Source organism: Bacillus sp. FSL L8-0358, assembly GCF_038593095.1.
In the GTDB taxonomy this organism is placed as follows: domain Bacteria; phylum Bacillota; class Bacilli; order Bacillales; family Bacillaceae; genus Bacillus; species Bacillus subtilis.
Genome location: NZ_CP151962.1, coordinates 1,974,108 through 1,993,241, shown reverse-complemented (window position 1 = coordinate 1,993,241; position 19,134 = coordinate 1,974,108). Strand labels below are relative to the sequence as shown.

Genomic DNA, 19,134 nt, shown 5'->3' with positions numbered 1-19,134 from the left:
ACAGGGAGACATGAACATGACAAAAGCGAATTCAATTCAGGATATTTATCCGCTGTCTTACATGCAGGAAGGGATGCTTTTCCATTCCCTCCTGCAAAAAGATTCACAGGCGTATGTTGAGCAAGCTTCTTTTACAATAGAAGGGAAAGTCAACCCGCAGTTTTTTCAAAACAGCATCAACGCTCTTGTAGAAAGACATGATATTTTCAGAACGATTTTTATCAGCCAAAATGTTTCCTCCCCCCAGCAGGTTGTTCTGAGAGAACGAAATGTCATCGTACTGGAAGAAGACATTACTCATTTAAACGAGGCGGAGCAATCACAGTTTATCGAGCAATGGAAAGAAAAGGACCGGGACCGGGGGTTTCATTTGCAAAAGGATGTGCTCATGCGCATCGCTCTGATTCAAACAGGAGAGAGCCAGTACTCTTGCATTTGGACCTTTCATCATATCATGATGGACGGTTGGTGCCTCAGCATTGTGCTAAAGGAGTTTCTGCATATTTACGCATCTTATGTAAATGCATCCCCAATAACATTGGAGCCGGTCCAGCCATACGGAAAGTATATCAAATGGCTGATGGAGCAAGACAAAGAGCAGGCGGTTTCTTATTGGGAGCATTATCTTTCCGGCCACGAACAGCAAACCGTGCTCCCGAAGCAGAAAAAAACAAAGGGAAAAAGCAGGCAGGAACACGTTACATTTTCATTCTCTAAGGAAGAAAGCAGCAGACTTTCAGAGCTTGCTGCAAGAGAAGAAGTGACACTCAGTACGATTTTTCATACCATTTGGGGCATTCTGCTACAAAAATATAATAATAACGATGACGCCGTATTCGGTTCTGTCATTTCAGGAAGGCCTGCGGAAATCGAAGGCATTGAACATATGGTAGGTCTTTTCATTAATACGATGCCGGTTCGGGTGCAGGGAGCAAAAACGCCATTTCTTCAACTTCTAAAAGATATGCAAAAAGACCGTCTTGCTGCTGAAGCGTACAGCTACCACCCTTTATATGAGATTCAATCCCGCTCAGCTGTTAAGCAAGGGCTGATTGATCATATTCTCGTATTTGAAAACTATCCGGTGCAGCAAGAGATTCAAATGCTGAACAAACAGGAACATGCTTCTGATCTTTTTCAGATTCATAATTTCACTGTCGCAGATGAAACCAACTACAGCTTTTATCTTATGGTGGCGCCAGGGGAAGAAATTCATATCAAAATGAACTATGATGCGGAGCAGCACGATCGGTCTTTTGTGCTTTCTGTCAAAGAGCATCTTCTGAATGCTGTATCACAAATCTTAAATAATCCGAATCTTCCACCTGAAGAAATCGATATCACGACAGATACTGAAAAGCGGCAGCTGATTGGAGAAATCACAGATCGAACACCAGTTTACGAAACCATCCATGCCATGTTTGAAAAACAGGTGGAAAAGACACCAGATGCTCATGCTGTAAAGGATCAATTCTGCTCGTTAACATACAAAGAACTGAATAAATCGGCTAACAGATTGGCACGGCATTTACGAATGAAAGGCGTTGTGAGACAGGAACCCGTTGCGATTATGATGGATCGCTCTGCGGCGTTTATCACCGGCGTTCTTGGAATCTTAAAGGCAGGCGGCGCCATTGTTCCGGTTGATCCGCATTACCCGGCTGACAGAATCCGTTATATTCTGCATGATTGCGGCTGTTCGCATGTTGTTTCACAAGCGCATCTTTCCTCATCGTTAGAAGACAATTACATTATCACTCATCCAGAAGATATCGAAAGCAAAGTAGACGGTAGTAACATAAAGTCAGTCAACAATGCTGACGATCTGCTGTATATGATTTATACATCAGGCACAACAGGTAAACCAAAGGGTGTTCAATTTGAGCATCGAAACATGGCTAACTTGCTGAAGTTCGAATATACTCACTCTGGAATTGACTTTGAAGCAGATGTTCTGCAATTTGCGACACCTGCCTTTGACGTCTGCTATCAAGAAATATTTTCTGCGCTTCTGAAAGGCGGCACACTCCACATCGTGCCAGAAGCCATAAAAAGAGATGTGCCTCAGCTGTTTGCATTTATAAACAAGCATCAGACGAATATTGTGTTTCTCCCAACTGCTTTTATCAAAATGATTTTCAGCGAGCGTGAACTAGCGAACTCGTTTCCTGATGGCGTCAAACACCTGATCGCAGCCGGGGAACAATTAATGATTTCAGACCTTTTCCAAGATGTATTGCGTGAACGCGGCATACACCTGCACAATCATTACGGACCTTCAGAAACTCATGTGGTATCTACGTATACCATTCATCCTGGAGACCCTATTCCTGAGCTTCCGCCAATCGGTAAACCGATAGGCTGTACTGATCTATATATTTTGAATCATCAAAAACAGCTTCAGCCATGCGGCGTACCAGGCGAACTCTATATTTCCGGCGCAAGTGTTGCCAGAGGATATGTCAATCACGATAAACTGACAAGCGACAAATTTTCATCCGACCCATTCAGGCCTGGTGTGATCATGTACCGTACAGGTGATTTGGCCAAACGGCTTGAAGACGGCAACATCGAATATATCGGACGGGCAGACAATCAAGTGAAAATCAGAGGTTATCGAATCGAGCCGCAAGAAATCGAAGTCACGTTAATGAATCATCCGGACATTAGTGAGGCTGCCATTCTCATCTGGCAAGATCAAAACGGTGAACATGAATTATGCGCTTACTATTGCAGTGTACAAAAGCTGAATGCAATAGATTTACGCAGTTATATGGCTAGTGAGCTCCCAGAATACATGATTCCGGCGAAATGGATATGGGTTGACAGCATACCTCTTACCCCAAACGGAAAAGTAGATCGCGCAGCACTTCCGGGGCCAGATGCTTCAATCAGCGGAAACCCATATACTGCCCCTCGAAATCTGTTAGAGGCAAAGCTTTCGCAACTATTTGAAGATGTGCTAAAGAATGGACATATAGGCATCCAAGACAACTTTTTTGACAATGGCGGCCACTCGTTAAAAGCAACAGTGCTTATGTCACGGATCGCAAAGGAATTCCATGTGCAAGTTTCGCTTAAGGACATCTTTGCCCATCCGACTGTTGAAGGATTAGCTTCAATCATTCGAGAGGCAGAACAAAATCCGTATGCAGCAATTGAACCAGCAGAAAAAAGGGATACATATCCTGTATCTTCGGCCCAAAAACGAATCTATGTGCTTCAACAGCTTGATGAGGGTGTCGCCTATAACATGCCTGCGGTCTTAGAACTGGAAGGTGCACTGGATGTCGCCAAACTGTCTGCTGTATGTAAAGAACTGATCAATCGGCATGAGCCGCTTCGAACTTCCTTTGTATCCGGAGCTGATGACGAGCCGGTTCAGCGTATCCACACCGAAGTGCCGTTTACGTTAAGTAAAGAGACCACTATCGAGGGATTTGTCCGTCCCTTTGATCTTAGCCAGGCGCCATTATTTAGAGCAGGCCTTATAGAAGTGTCAAACGAGAAGCATGTATTGCTGGTGGATATGCACCATATCATTTCAGATGGCGTATCCGTTCAGCTCCTAATCCGAGAATTTACCGATCTTTATGCAAACCGGCAGCTTAAGCCATTGCGGATCCAATATAAAGATTACGCCGTATGGCAGCAGAAATTTAAAAAGGGAGACTCGTACCAAAAGCAGGAGACTTACTGGCAGCAGCAGTTTAGCGGGGACCTTCCTATACTAGAGCTTCCAACAGATAAACGACGTCCGGCAGAACGGCAATTCATAGGCGGAAAAGTAACCTTTCAATTGGACAAAGAGATCACGGCCCGCATAAAGCGGCTCGCCCATAAAAACAGAAGCACGCTTTATATGACGCTTCTCGCTTTGTATTCAGCCTTTTTGTCTCGGTTAAGCGGTCAAGATGATATCGTGATTGGTTCACCTATCGCCGGACGGCCCCATGCCGACCTTGAAGCTGTTCTTGGGATGTTCGTCAATACATTGGCTCTCCGCACACGCCCGGCGGGTAATAAGACATTTGAGGAATTTCTGAAAGAAGTCAGACAGACGGCACTCGAAGCGTATGAGCATCAGGATTACCCGTTTGAAGAGCTTGTGGACAAACTCGGTGTGCAGCGGGAAATGAGCCGGAATCCTTTGTTTGACACAACGCTAGTCCTTCAGAATATGGAACAGCAAAAGCTAAAAATGAATGATGTACAGCTTCAGTGGAACGACTTTGAGCACCCAATATCAAAATTTGATATTTCCCTATACGTTACAGAGCATGATTCCGAGCTTTTCTGTCAGTTTGAATACAGTACAGCTTTGTTTCAGAAAGAAACCATCCAAAGGTGGGCCAGCCTTTTCACCACGCTTGTGGAACATACAGCTGCCAGCCCTGAAACAGAATTGGATGATATTCCAATCTTAACAAAAGAAGAAGAGAGAGATTTCATTGAATCATGCCATCCGTTTGAGGAGACGGGCTATTCAATGAATCAAACTCTCCACTATGCACTCGAACAGCAGGCAGCAAAAACGCCTGATCAGGCGGCCGTTATTTTCGAAGATGGAGTGATGACCTATAAAGAATTGAACGAACAGGCTAACCGTATCTCCTGGGAGCTAATTGGACGGGGGGTAAAACCCGAAACGACTGTTGCCATTATAGGAAAGCGTTCACCTGAAATGCTGCTTGGCATTTATGGCATTCTTAAAGCTGGCGGCGCTTATCTGCCCATCGACCCGGATTATCCGGAAGAACGAATCAGCTTTCTGCTGGAGGACAGCGGTACAAACATTCTCCTCCTTCAGTCTGCCAGCCTTCATATTCCGGCATTTACAGGAGAGATTGTCTATCTCAATCAGACAAATAGCGGACTGGCACATCGTTTGTCCAATCCGAATGTGAACGTTCTTCCGCAATCTTTAGCCTATGTCATCTATACATCCGGCTCTACCGGGATGCCTAAGGGTGTTGAAATTGAACATCGATCAGCGGTGAATTTTTTGAATTCCCTACAGTCCCGCTATCAGCTAAAGCATTCAGATATGATTATGCACAAAACATCCTATTCATTCGATGCTTCAATATGGGAGCTGTTTTGGTGGCCTTATGCCGGAGCTTCTGTTTATCTGCTTCCTCAGGGAGGCGAAAAAGAACCTGAAGTGATCGTGAAGGCCATAGAAGAACAAAAGATCACAGCTATGCATTTTGTGCCTTCAATGCTCCATGCATTTTTAGAACATATAAAATATCGCTCTGTACCGATTAAGACAAACAGACTCAAGCGAGTGTTTTCTGGGGGAGAACAGCTGGGGACCCATCTTGTCTCCCGATTTTACGAGTTGCTTCCAAATGTTTCAATAACCAATTCCTATGGGCCAACGGAAGCAACCGTTGAAGTTGCATTCTTTGATTGTCCGCCGCATGAAAAACTTGAACGGATTCCAATTGGAAAACCTGTTCATCATGTCAGATTATATATCCTGAATCAGAATCAGCAGATGCTGCCTGCTGGATGTATCGGCGAACTGTACATTGCCGGAGCGGGTGTTGCCAGAGGTTATTTGAATCGGCCGGCATTAACGGAGGAGCGTTTTCTTGAAGACCCGTTTTATCCGGGGGAACGCATGTACAAAACAGGAGACGTGGCGCGCTGGCTCCCTGACGGGAATGTTGAATTCCTCGGCCGCACGGATGATCAGGTGAAAATCCGCGGCTACCGGATTGAGCCGGGAGAAATTGAAGCGGCACTAAGAAGTATAGAAGGTGTAAGAGAGGCGGCCGTTACCGTACGGACAGACAGCGGGGAGCCGGAATTATGCGCTTATGTAGAAGGGCTCGGAAGAAACGAAGTCCGAGCGCAGCTTGAGAGACTGTTGCCGGGCTACATGGTCCCAGCCTATATGATAGAAATGGAACAGTGGCCGGTTACACCAAGCGGAAAGCTCGACCGAAACGCCCTGCCAGCTCCTGACGGAGCGGCAGATGCGGAGACCTACACGGCGCCGAGAAACGTGACTGAGATGAAGCTTTCTCAGCTATGGGAGGACGTGCTGAAAAATGGCCCTGTCGGGATTCACGACAACTTTTTTGACCGCGGGGGACATTCTTTAAAAGCAACGGCGCTTGTCTCACGGATCGCCAAAGAATTCGATGTACAGGTGCCGCTAAAAGATGTGTTTACCCATCCGACAGTAGAAGGACTGGCTACCGTTATCCGTGAAGGAACGGACAGTCCATATGAAGCGATTAAGCCTGCTGAAAAGCAGGAAACCTATCCGGTTTCCTCTGCCCAAAAGCGGATTTATGTCCTTCAGCAGCTGGAGGACGGTGGGACAGGCTACAATATGCCGGCTGTATTAGAGCTCGAAGGGAAGCTGGATCCTGAAAGGATGGACAGAGCTTTCAAAGAGCTGATCAAGCGCCACGAGTCGCTTCGGACCTCCTTCGAACAGGACGCAGGAGGCGATCCGGTGCAGCGCATCCATGACGAGGTGCCGTTTACGTTACAGACTACAGTTCTCGGCGCACGAACCGAAGAGGAGGCCGCAGCCGCATTTATCAAACCGTTTGATCTCAGTCAAGCGCCGCTGTTCCGTGCCCAAATCGTAAAGGTATCAGATGAGCGGCACCTGTTGCTGGTTGATATGCATCACATCATTTCAGACGGTGTTTCCGTCAACATTCTGATTCGGGAATTCGGCGAGCTGTACAATAATCGGAAGCTTCCGGCACTGCGCATTCAATATAAAGATTATGCCGTATGGCAAGAAGGATTCAAAACAGGAGACGCGTACAAAACGCAAGAGGCGTACTGGCTGAAGCAGCTCGAGGGCGAGCTGCCTGTGCTGGATCTTCCGGCTGATCATGCCCGCCCGCCGGTGCGAAGCTTCGCGGGTGACAAGGTCTCATTTACGCTGGATCAAGAGGTTGCATCAGGCCTTCACAAGCTGGCACGAGAAAACGGAAGCACACTGTACATGGTGCTCCTTGCGGCTTACACCGCGTTCTTGTCACGCTTAAGCGGACAGGAAGATATCATCGTTGGCTCGCCAATTGCCGGCCGGCCGCACAAGGATCTTGAGCCGATACTCGGCATGTTTGTGAACACGCTGGGGCTTCGAACGCGCCCGGAGGGCGGGAAGCCATTCGTACAGTATTTGCAGGAAGTGCGTGAGACAGCATTGAAAGCCTTTGAGCATCAGGATTACCCGTTCGAAGAGCTTGTCGATAAGCTTGAATTGACACGGGATATGAGCCGGAACCCAGTGTTTGATGCGATGTTAGTTGTTCAAAATAATGATTACGAGCCATTGCATCTTCATGATTTGCAAATGAAGCCGGCACAAGTTTCTCATCTCGTTTCTAAATTCGATTTGACACTACAGGCATCTGAGGGCGACGGAAACATTCATTTCCTTTTTGAATATTCAACCGCATTGTTCGAGAAAACCACCATTGAACGCTGGGCATCGCATTTAACAAATGTACTTAGCATCATCGGTAAAAACCCGGAGGTGACACTCAACCATATCGACATCCTGACCCAAGAAGAGCGGCACCAGCTGCTTAATGAGTTTAACACCGGGCAAGCGAATCAATACGGAGTTCAAACAATCAGTCAATTGTTTGAGCAGCAAGCCGCACGAACACCAAAAGCTTCTGCACTTGTCAGCGGAGACAAAACACTGACGTATCAAGAGTTGGACGAGTGGTCCAATGGAATCGCACGTGCATTGCGCAGCCGGGGTGTTAAGCCGGACACACCAGTAGGCATCATGATGCATCGTTCGTTCAGTATGATAGCATCCATACTTGGTGTGTGGAAAGCCGGAGGCTGTTACGTTCCCATTGATCCTGAATACCCGACAGAACGGAAACGCTATATCCTCAGCGACAGCGGAACGAAACTGCTGATGACAATAAATGAAGCGGATCGGGGAGTACTTGCTGACTTTGAAGGAGAGATCTTGACGATAGAAAGCGTAGAGGCAGACGACAAATCGCCGCTGCCGCAAATGTCGTCTGCCCATCATTTGGCTTATATCATTTATACCTCTGGAACGACGGGCCGTCCAAAAGGGGTAATGGTCGAGCATAAAGGTATTGCCAACACTCTTCAGTGGCGGCAAAACGCTTATGCATTCAACGAGACAGATACCATCCTGCAGCTCTTTTCTTTCTCATTTGACGGCTTTTTAACTAGTATGTTTACACCGCTTTTGTCAGGTGCAAAAGCTGTTTTGCTTCATGAAGAGGAAGCGAAGGATATTCTGGCCATTAAGGCTCAGCTGTCTCGTCAACGGATTACACATATGATTATTGTGCCTGTTTTATATCGAGCGCTTTTGGACGTAGTGCAGCCGGAAGATGTAAAGACACTTAGAGTCGTCACACTGGCGGGAGAAGCGGCTGACCGCGAATTGATCGACCGCAGCTTAGCTATATGTCCGCATACCGAACTCGCCAACGAATATGGACCGACAGAAAACAGCGTGGCGACTACCGTCATGAGACATATGGAAAAGCAGGCATACGTAAGCATCGGCCAGCCGATTGACGGGACTCAAGTGCTGATTTTAAATAGCAATCATCAGCTTCAGCCAATCGGTGTTGCGGGAGAGCTTTGTATAGCAGGAACAGGGCTTGCAAGAGGGTACGTCAATCTTCCAGAACTGACAGAGAGAGCATTCACGCAGAATCCATTTAAACCCGAAACACGAATGTACCGAACAGGAGACGCCGCCAGATGGATGGCCGACGGAACACTCGAATATCTCGGAAGAATCGATGATCAAGTCAAAATCAGAGGATACCGTGTAGAAACGAAAGAAATTGAATCGGTCATCCGGTGTATAAATGGTGTAAAAGACGCCGCAGTAGTTGCTCATGTAACAGCGTCAGGACAAACCGAATTAAGTGCTTATGTGGTGACAAAACCAGAGTTGAGCACAAGTGCTGTACGCTCAGAATTACAAAACAAGCTGCCGGTGTTTATGCACCCTGCGTTTATTGAAAAACTGGACTCACTTCCATTGTCACCAAATGGCAAGCTGGATCGCGGAGCACTTCCAAAACCTGTATACAACCACGAAGGTGAACGTCCATTCCTCCCGCCAGCCAGCAAAATGGAACAAATACTGGCAGATATATGGAAAGAAGTACTGGGGGCAGAAAAGATCGGAACAGCTGATTCGTTCTTTGAACTTGGCGGAGATTCGATCAAAGCGTTACAGGTATCTGCGCGGCTTCACCGGATAGGCAAGCAAATGGCAGTGAAAGATTTGTTTAGCCATCCGACCATTCAAGAATTGGCAGCTTATATCCGTGATTCAGATACAAGTTCCAGCCAAGCTGCGGTTGAGGGAGACGTACAATGGTCGCCTGTTCAAAAATGGTTTCTTTCTCAAGATATAAAAGAAAAACACCATTTTAATCAGTCCGTAATGCTGCATCGAAGCACCTCTGTACAAGAAGACGCACTGCGAAAAACGTTAAAAGCAATAACGTGTCATCATGATGCGCTGCGAATGGTGTTTACACAGAATGAACAAGGAAAGTGGGATCAATATAATCGGCCGCTCAGTCATTCGGACGACGCGTTGTACGGCCTTCAGATGATTGATTTATCAGCTCCGGACGGCACTGATGGAAATAGAGCGTATGAGCCTATTATCAAACGCCATGTACTTGATATTCAGCAGAAAATGGATTTGAAGAATGGTCCGCTGCTGCAAGCCGGTCTTTTCCACACAATTGACGGTGATTTCTTATTTTTATCTGCTCATCACCTCGTCGTTGACGGCATCTCATGGCGGGTTCTGCTTGAAGATTTGGCTTTAGGGTATCGCCAAGCTGCTGGCGGGGAGGATATCAAACTGCCGCCTAAAACAAGCTCGTTTAAAGCGTACGCGAAAAAGCTCTCTGACTACGCTGAAAGCCAGCAGCTAATGAAGCAGCTCAAGTATTGGCGCGAAGCCGAAGAGTATCAAACAGAGGCATTGCCTTTTGATCAAATCGATGGAACTAGAGCACACGAGGGACAACGGTCCACAATTTCGTTTACCTTAAACGATATAGAGACAGCAGCACTCTTAAAAGACGCCAACAGCGCATATAACACTGATACGCAGGACATGCTGCTCGCTTCTGTCATTCTTGCGCTGCGCCATTGGACCAATCAATCCGCCTTCAAACTATCATTAGAGGGCCACGGGCGAGAGGATGTATTAGAAGGAATAGATGTGAGCCGGACGGTTGGATGGTTTACCGCCATTTATCCGTTATTGATTAAACTGAACGCAGACTTGCCAGACTCGGAAGAATACATGGTTCATGTGCTAAAAACAACAAAAGATACACTGAGACGTGTACCTGACAAAGGATTCGGCTACGGTGTCATTAAATATTTGACTCCGCCTGGCAAAAAAGACATCGATTTCATAGGGGCACCAGAAATCAGCTTCAATTATCTTGGTCAATTTGAAAGCGGCCGCACAGCTGAAGTACCTGAGGAGGACGCCTTCTCATTCTCTCCGCTGGGTTCCGGAGGTGATATCAGCACAACATGGAACCGTGAACAGTCGCTGGATATCAGCGCAATCGCTGCAGAAGGAAAATTGACTGTCAATATGACTTATGACAATGCCCGCTTTCAGCGCAAAACCATCGAACAGCTTAGCGAAACATGCCGTCAATTTTTATTACAGCTGATCGAACACTGCCAGAACAAAAGCGAAACAGAAAAGACGATCAGCGATTATGATGATCAAGAACTGACCGAGGACGCGCTGCAAGAGATCGCTGATATGCTCAGTTTTCACTAATGAATCCGTGAAGAAAGGTGCAGACACTATGGATAACATTAAAAAAATCAAGAACATTTATCCTCTGAGTCACATGCAGGAGGGGATGCTGTTTCATTCCTTCCTCCGTAAAGAGGAGGGGGCGTATGTTGAGCAGTCGCTCTTCACCATTAAAGGAATCCTCAGCTATGACTGGTTCCAGCGCAGCATTCAAGCCATTATCGACCGCCATGATATTTTCAGAACCGTGTTTTTGCCGCACGTCCCGCATTTGTCGGGACCTCGGCAAGTCGTGATGACAGAACGTGAATTCCATTTGTACAGCGAAGACATTTCTCATCTGCCAACAAACGACCAGAATGAGTATATTGAACGCTTTAAAGAGAAGGACAAGCAAAAAGGCTTTGATCTGCAAAAAGACATGCTGATGCGGATTTCTCTATTCAAAACAGCTAAAGATGAACATGTCTGTATCTGGAGTCACCATCATATTTTAATGGACGGATGGTGCCTAGGTATTGTTATGCAGGAATTTATGCAAATTTATCAATCGATTCATGCAGGAAAACCGCTTTCATTAGACCCTGTCCGTCCGTACAGCACCTATATTTCCTGGCTGACAAACCGAGACAAAGAAAAAGCAGCGGCCTACTGGGATACCTATTTAAAAAACTACAGCACCCCATCACCTCTGCCTCGGGTGTCTGATAAAGAAACAAAAGAAGGTTATCACCGTGAAGATTTGATATTTTCATTAAATAAACCACTGACAGACAAGCTGAAAGAGACTGCCAAACAACATGGCGTCACGCTCGCTACCCTAATTCAAACGGTCTGGGGTGTGATGCTGCAGCAATATAACCGCACAGACGACGTTGTGTTTGGCGCAGTTGTATCAGGAAGACCGTCAGAAATCCCGGGCGTGGAGCAAATGATAGGGTTGTTTATCAATACCATACCGATTCGAATTAAAACACATCAAGACGAAACGTTTCAAGAACTGCTCATACGATGCCAGAAAGAAATGCTGGAAGCTGAGCCGTTTACCTGCCAGCCTTTATTTGATATTCAGGCAAACACCGCATTAAAACAGGAACTGATTGATCACATTATCGTCTTTGAAAACTATCCGTTACAGCAGAAAATCGCCGATTCCGCTGATCAAACCGATTCACCGCTGCAAATCGATCAAGTTCAAGTATCCGAGCAATCAGGATATAACTTTAATCTTATCGTTGCTCCCGGCGAAGAGCTTGTCGTCAAGTTCAGCTATAATGCGTTCGTTTACGATGCTGCCTGGATCAGCTGTATGAAGAGGCAATTTACGCAAGCGCTTAGCACAGCGGCACAGCACCCTCATATGCCAATTGCTGATTTTTCTTTTCTTGATGCAACAGAAAAAGAGCAGATTGTCACACAGTTCAACAATACAAAAACGGAGTATCCAAAGAATCATACAATTATCGATTTATTTCGCGAACAAGCAGAAAAGACGCCAGACCATACCGCACTTGTGTATGGCAATATGTCTATTTCGTATAAAGAGCTTGATAAACGCTCTAATTCGCTCGCCAGAGAGTTAATTCAAAAGGGATTTCGGCAAAACGAGACAGCCGGAATATTGGCTGCACATTCTCCCGAATTCATGATCAGTGTGCTTGCCGTTTTAAAAGCAGGGGGAGCATACCTCCCGCTTGATGCGGAGCTTCCTCCTGAACGAGTCAGCTTTATGCTTGAGGAAACGCAAGCAAAAATGTTGATTGTTCAAAAGGGGCTGGAGCAAAATGCTGTGTTCTCAGGGACATGTATCATTTCAGATGCGCAGGCATTGACAGAAGAGAACGATATCCCAATCAATATCACCTCCAGCCCGGACGATCTTGCATACATCATGTATACCTCAGGATCAACAGGCCGGCCGAAAGGGGTCATGATCACGAATCGCAATGTCGTGTCCCTTGTCAGAAACAGCAATTACACGTCTGCGTCCGGTGATGACCGGTTTATTCTTACTGGATCTATCAGCTTTGACGCCGTCACCTTTGAAATGTTCGGGTCACTTTTAAATGGCGCAAGCCTTCATATCATTGATAAATCGACAATGCTGACACCTGATCGGTTTGGAGCGTATTTGCTTGAAAATGACATCACAGTGCTATTTTTAACTACAGCTCTTTTTAATCAGCTGGCACAGGTACGAGCTGACATGTTTCGCGGACTCCATACGTTATATGTCGGAGGAGAAGCACTCTCTCCTGCCCTGATGAATGCCGTCAGACACGCCTGTCCAGATCTCGCGCTTCATAATATTTACGGGCCTACGGAAAACACGACTTTTTCAACCTTTTTTGAAATGAAGAGAGACTATGCGGGGCCGATTCCGATTGGAAAACCAATCAGCAATAGCACCGCTTACATCTTAGATACAAAAGGACGTCTTTTGCCAATAGGCGTTCCCGGCGAGCTTTGTGTTGGCGGTGATGGGGTCGCTAAAGGCTATTTGAACAGAGATGACCTGACAAATGCTGTTTTTTCTCCTCATCCTTTCTTGTCTGGAGAAAGAATATACCGTACCGGTGATTTGGCGCGCTGGCTGCCTGATGGAAACTTAGAATACATCAGCAGAATTGACAGGCAAATGAAAATCCGCGGAAAACGAATTGAGCCTGCCGAAATAGAAGCGCGCCTGTTAGAAATGGAAGGCGTGCAGGAAGCAGCAGTGACATTGAGAGAAAAAGATGGAGAGGCGCAGCTGTACACTCATTACGTCGGTGATCACAAAAAAACAGATACGGATTTTCGCGCCGATTTGGCGCGTGTGCTTCCAGACTATATGATCCCGCAGCACTGGGTGCGTGTGGAGCGGATGCCGCTTACCGGAAACGGAAAAATAGACCGCAGCGCGCTGCCTATTCCAGAAAATAAGCCTGCCAAACGACAGAACATCATATTGCCAAGAAACTTGGTTGAAGAAGAATTGGCGAACATTTGGAAGCAAGTCCTCGGTGTTAACACAATCAGTATTGATGATGACTTCTTTGCTATTGGCGGACATTCACTAAAAGCACTGCAAGTCATACATACACTAAAACATCAGCAGAACATTGACATACCGATTGATTTCTTGTTCGAACATCCGACAATCGCTCAGCTTGCCGAAAAACTTTATTCTAAACAGCTGACAGTGGCAGATGAACAGCATGTGATCAAACTGAACCAGCACGGCGCGCAAAATCTTTTCTGCTTCCCGCCGATATCAGGATTTGGCATTTATTTTAAAGACCTTGCTTTATTGCTGAATGAGAAGGCAGCCGTATACGGGTTTCACTTTATTGAACAAGACACCCGCATTGAACAATATGTTAATTGCATGACGGACATACAGCCTGAGGGCCCATACGTTTTATTAGGCTACTCTGCAGGCGGAAACCTGGCTTTTGAAGTGGCACAGGCTATGGAGCGCAAAGGATTGGAAGTCAGCGACTTCATTATTGTGGACGCTTATCTAAAAGAACAGCCTTTGCCTATTGATACCGGGAATGACGAATCTGCAGCATATCTGCCTGAAGCAGTCAGAGAAAAGGTGATGAAGAAAAAAAGAAACTATCAAGAATATTGGGCACAATTGCTGAATGAAGGGCACATCAAAGCAAGCATTCATTTCATCGAAGCTGGAATTCAAATCGAAACCAGCGAGAATACAGGCTTAACGAAATGGGAAGGCGCCTGTGGAAACTACAGCGAGTACACGGGTTTTGGCGCTCATAAAGACATGCTGGAAGGAACATATGCTGAAAAGAATGCTGACATCATCCTTGACATTTTAGAAAAGATCACTTCAAATAAAGCAATCCCGCACAAACAATAGAACAGATTCGCGGACAGAGGCATTCTCTGTCCGCTTCTTTTTGTATCAAAGAATGGATCGATGACACTAGGGAATGATAACATCATCCTTTTTCTTGGAGGCTTGTCATGGATCATCTATCTTTTCTTACGTTTATCATGCTGATTCTAGCCAGTTACAGGCTGACACATTTGATTGTATTCGACAAAATCACAGAATTTATCCGAAAACCTTTTATGAAAAAGAAAAGGATTGTTGATCAAAACGGGCATGTAGATGAAAAAAGCGTGCCGGCTTCTAACTTTGGATACATGCTCAATTGCTACTGGTGTGCCGGTGTTTGGTGTGCCATCTTGATCGGACTTGGCTATCTTTTTTTGCCTCGTATTGCAATACCGCTGATCTTTATTTTAGCTATTGCCGGAGCACAAGCGATCCTTGAAACGGCTGTCGGTGTCGGCGTAAAACTTATTGACGTGTTAAAAAGTCTGCAAACCATGATTAATGATAAAAAGTCCTAAAAGCGGTTCACAACATGCTTTAGGACTTTTTTCGTTTATTTAGTGAGATAGACATTCTGTTAATCACCCTTTTATAGCCCGGGAATACCGTAATAGCGAATAGTGAAAGTGATGTAATGGGGGAGAAGAAACAGAATGAAGGTTTGCCAAAAGTCGATTGTCCGTTTCCTTGTCAGCTTGATCATCGGAACGTTTGTCATTTCCGTTCCGTTTATGGCCAATGCGCAGTCTGACAGGGAGCTGAGAGCCGTATGGATTGCTTCCGTATTAAATATTGATTGGCCGTCCAAAAAAGGGTTATCTGTGAAAGAGCAAAAACAGGAGTATAGCAAACTGCTGGACGATGTGCAAATAATGGGAATGAATGCCGTTATCGTTCAGATTAAACCGACGGCTGATGCCTTTTATCCGTCAGCTTACGGGCCTTGGTCGGAATACTTAACCGGTGTCCAAGGGAAAGACCCGGGCTATGATCCTCTTGCATTTATGATTGAAGAAACCCATAAACGAAATTTGGAATTTCACGCGTGGTTTAACCCTTACCGTATTACAATGAATCATACAGATCTTAATAAATTGTCTGAGAGTCACCCGGCAAGAAAACATCCAGATTGGGTTGCCGCCTACGGAAACCAGCTGTATTATCATCCAGGCATTCCAGAAGCGAGAGATTTTATCGTCAAAGGCATTGAAGAAGTCGTAAAACATTATGATATCGATGCTGTTCATATGGATGATTATTTTTACCCTTATAAAATAGCAGGACAGGAATTTCCTGATCAAGCACAGTATGAACAATACGGAAAAGACGCTTTTTCTAATATCGATGACTGGCGGCGGGACAATGTGAACCAGCTTGTCAAACAAATCAACCAAACAATTAAAGCTGCAAAACCGTATGTCAAATTCGGCATCAGTCCCTTTGGAGTATGGAGAAACGCCGCAGATGACCCGACCGGATCGAATACAAAAGCAGGCGTCAGAAATTATGACGATCTATATGCAGACACAAGACATTGGATCCAAGAAGGCGACATCGATTATATTGCTCCGCAAATTTATTGGAGTATCGGCTTTAACGCAGCGGCTTACGACGTGCTGGCTGATTGGTGGAGCAATGAAGTCAAAAATAGACCTGTTCACTTATATATTGGCCAGGCAGCATATAAAATCAATAACAATTTTGATCCGCCTTGGTCCGACCCTGAGGAATATGTGCGGCAAATCACTTTGAACCGCCAGCTTGAACTGGTGAAAGGAAGCATGCATTTCAGCCTCAAGGACCTCAACAAAAATCCGCTTGGCATCAAAGACAGGCTTATCGCCGATCTTTACAGCAAGCCGGCACTGGTTCCGCAAATGCCTTGGCTTGACAATACCGCCCCAAAAAAACCGAAGCTTACGAAAGTCACCGAAGACAAAAACGGCAATCTTCTGCAGATTAAAGATCACCCATCAAATCAAAAAACGAAAGAAACAGCCTATTATGCGATATACAGAGCCGAAGGGAAAAAGCAGAAAACATTGCTGGCAACACAAAGAAAAACACATGAGCAGCAAACCTTCTTAGATAACACGGCAGATCCTAACAAGAAATATACGTATTATGTCACTTCAGCAGACCGGCTTCATAACGAAAGCAAGGCTTCCAAACGAACAACAAAATAAGAAATGAGAAGGACGGCTTTCTAAGTCGTCTTTTTTTAAAAGAGATTTTGGAGACAGGAAACGATGGTGAACCGCTGAATTTTTAAAAAAACAAAGGTGAGATTCACATGAATATGGAGGCGGTGTTTGGACATTTTCCATTATTGGAATCTGAGAAACTAGTACTAAATAAAATCGAAGAGAAACACGTACAGGACGTGTTTTCGATATATGATAATCGCAAAGTATTCGATTACTGCGGGATCATCCCAAAACATAACATAAAGATAGTACATAAAATGATTGGCGCCATCGGGCAATATTGGTCTGGCAAAGGCGTTGTCGATTTAGGAATCTACGGCATTCTTGACCATTCCATATTATTGTAATTGCAAGAGTTAATTATTGAACTAACTAATTTAGAAGCTGACCGTTACAGGATTTCAAAATGAACGGATCAAAGAGCAGCTAAGTCATCTGTTACAATCCGAAAATCAATATCTGACAGAAGAACTCACTCAATTGTGGGGCAACATCTCCAATTGGCGGTATTTCCTTAACAACATGGGGGATCATGCTAAATGCTTTAATTGACGGGCTTGCCATCCAGTCTCTCGTCTCTGATGATTTTTCAACGGAAGATGTTTATCAGGAGCTTGAATGGTTGCTGGTGAAGCTGACTGAAAACATGATGTAACACGAAAGGAGATCGAACATGTTTACTCAATTAAGACTTGTCCTTACGTTTTCATTTCTAGTCTGGTTAGTTGCCACATTATTTTTTGGGCTGTTCGGAGATGCTGTGTTGACTGATCCGGCTGAAGAAGCCTTTTTGCCGAACTTTCTTCTCTTGGGAGCGGGCACCGCTCTTGTTTTATGCCTTGTGTTCTTTCTCTATCAAAAACTCGATCAATCACAGTTCGCGGTGATCATGCTAGGTATATGGGGATCAGCGGTCGGTTTATTGATGGATACGATTTCCCTTTGGAATCATCCCCTCATCCTCCCGGCTTTATCAAAGGGCCAAGTTATTGCGTTTGCGATATGGATGGTATGCGCCTACGGATTCAGTTTTAATTTTCAGACTTTTCTTGTCAGGGAATGATTATAGAACTCGCCTAATAGGATGTTACAAAGATGTGAAGGAGGAAACGATGTGAATTTTGAGCTGACAAAAGAACAACAAATGGTGCGTGAAATGGTAAAAGATTTTGCGAAAAAAGAAATTGCTCCTCACGCTGAACATGTAGATCAAACAGGCGAGTTCCCGATCCAAACATTTAAAAAAATGGGTGAACTCGGTCTGATGGGTATTCCATTTCCAGAAGAATACGGCGGATCTGGCGGTGATACGATTTCATACGCCTTAGCGGTTGAAGAAGTCGGCAAAGCCTGCGGCAGTACTGGATTAAGCTATGCTGCAGCGGTCTCGCTAGGCGCAAGCCCTCTTTACTACTTCGGAACAGAAGAACAAAAACGGATGCATTTGACGCCGCTGGCTTCAGGCACAGCACTCGGTTCATTCGGCCTGACGGAACCAAATGCCGGCTCAGATGCAGGAGGCACTCAAACAAAAGCGATTTCAAATGGTGACGAGTATGTAATCAACGGCGAAAAGTGCTGGATCACTAATGCAAGCTACGCACGCACAGTTATTGTAACCGCCGTAACAGGCAAAAACAAAGACGGAAAAAACATCATCTCCGCATTAATCGTGCCAACTGACACACCAGGACTTACGATTACGAGCCCGTACGATAAAATGGGCGTCCGCGGTTCGAATACAGCGGAAATTTTGCTTGAGGATGTAAGAGTGCCTGCGGCCAACTTACTTGGCGATCCAACAAAAGGGTTTAAACAGTTTCTATATACGCTGGACGGAGGGCGAATCTCCATCGCTGCTCTTGCAGTCGGCATTGCCCAAGCGGCCCTTGACGCATCATTGGCATATGCGAAAGAACGAAAGCAGTTTGGACAGCCGATTTCTTCCTTTCAAGCGATTCAATTTAAGCTTGCTGACATGGCGATGGAAATTGATCTGGCACGGCAAATGGTGTTAAAAGCCGCCTGGCTGAAAGACCATAACCGCCCGTTCACCAAAGAAGCGGCGTACGCCAAGCTATTCGCATCTGAAATGGCGACAAGAGCTTGCAATCAAGCCATTCAAATCCATGGAGGTTCAGGTTATATGAAAGAGTATGGAGTGGAACGGATGCTGCGGGACGCAAAATTAATGGAAATCGGTGAAGGCACATCTGAAATTCAGCGTCTCGTGATCGCCAGACAGCTTTTAAAATAAAAAATGTAAACGC

At 45.5% G+C, this 19,134-nt stretch carries 7 protein-coding genes and 2 pseudogenes; all 9 read left to right on the top strand.

The annotated features are described in order from the left end of the window. Positions 1–16 precede the first annotated feature (16 nt). The 9 genes and pseudogenes from ppsD (at position 17) to NYE49_RS09980 (ending at position 19,121) form a co-directional block, all read left to right on the top strand. Positions 17–10,828, top strand: a complete 10,812-nt coding sequence (ppsD, locus tag NYE49_RS10020) for a plipastatin non-ribosomal peptide synthetase PpsD (RefSeq protein ID WP_052771593.1) — start codon at positions 17–19, stop codon at positions 10,826–10,828. 7 nt (positions 10,829–10,835) lie between these two features. Next, the gene (gene ppsE / locus NYE49_RS10015) at positions 10,836–14,675 is read left to right on the top strand and encodes a plipastatin non-ribosomal peptide synthetase PpsE (RefSeq protein WP_080344201.1); all 3,840 of its coding nucleotides are present in this window, start codon (positions 10,836–10,838) and stop codon (positions 14,673–14,675) included. A gap of 107 nt (positions 14,676–14,782) precedes the next feature. Then, on the top strand, positions 14,783–15,175 hold the full coding sequence (locus NYE49_RS10010) for a DUF1360 domain-containing protein (protein WP_014479963.1): 393 nt from the start codon (positions 14,783–14,785) through the stop codon (positions 15,173–15,175). Between the two features lie 135 nt (positions 15,176–15,310). Next, a complete protein-coding gene (locus tag NYE49_RS10005; protein WP_174616644.1) occupies positions 15,311–16,843 on the top strand; it encodes a glycoside hydrolase family 10 protein in 1,533 nt (510 codons plus the stop codon). A gap of 107 nt (positions 16,844–16,950) precedes the next feature. After that, a pseudogene (locus NYE49_RS10000) lies at positions 16,951–17,055 on the top strand (alanine acetyltransferase); the annotation flags it as partial. 341 nt (positions 17,056–17,396) lie between these two features. After that, the gene (locus NYE49_RS09995) at positions 17,397–17,519 is read left to right on the top strand and encodes a hypothetical protein (protein ID WP_284675385.1); all 123 of its coding nucleotides are present in this window, start codon (positions 17,397–17,399) and stop codon (positions 17,517–17,519) included. A gap of 44 nt (positions 17,520–17,563) precedes the next feature. Further along, positions 17,564–17,635, top strand: a pseudogene (locus tag NYE49_RS09990) (hypothetical protein); the annotation flags it as partial. Continuing rightward, positions 17,625–17,927 carry a DUF5367 family protein gene (locus NYE49_RS09985; RefSeq protein WP_047183561.1) on the top strand — a complete coding sequence of 101 codons (303 nt, stop codon included), beginning with the start codon at positions 17,625–17,627 and terminating at the stop codon, positions 17,925–17,927. The pseudogene NYE49_RS09990 and the gene NYE49_RS09985, both read left to right, overlap by 11 nt. A gap of 51 nt (positions 17,928–17,978) precedes the next feature. Beyond that, complete coding sequence (locus NYE49_RS09980; protein WP_047182687.1) at positions 17,979–19,121, top strand: acyl-CoA dehydrogenase; 1,143 nt, start codon at positions 17,979–17,981, stop codon at positions 19,119–19,121. Positions 19,122–19,134 lie beyond the last annotated feature (13 nt).

Excerpts from the sequence above, each read along its gene's own strand:
- ppsD (WP_052771593.1), top strand. The coding sequence starts at position 17 with ATGACAAAAGCGAATTCAATTCAGGATATTTATCCGCTGTCTTACATG.
- NYE49_RS10010 (WP_014479963.1), top strand. The coding sequence starts at position 14,783 with ATGGATCATCTATCTTTTCTTACGTTTATCATGCTGATTCTAGCCAGT.
- NYE49_RS10005 (WP_174616644.1), top strand. The coding sequence starts at position 15,311 with ATGAAGGTTTGCCAAAAGTCGATTGTCCGTTTCCTTGTCAGCTTGATC.
- NYE49_RS09995 (WP_284675385.1), top strand. The coding sequence starts at position 17,397 with ATGCTAAATGCTTTAATTGACGGGCTTGCCATCCAGTCTCTCGTCTCT.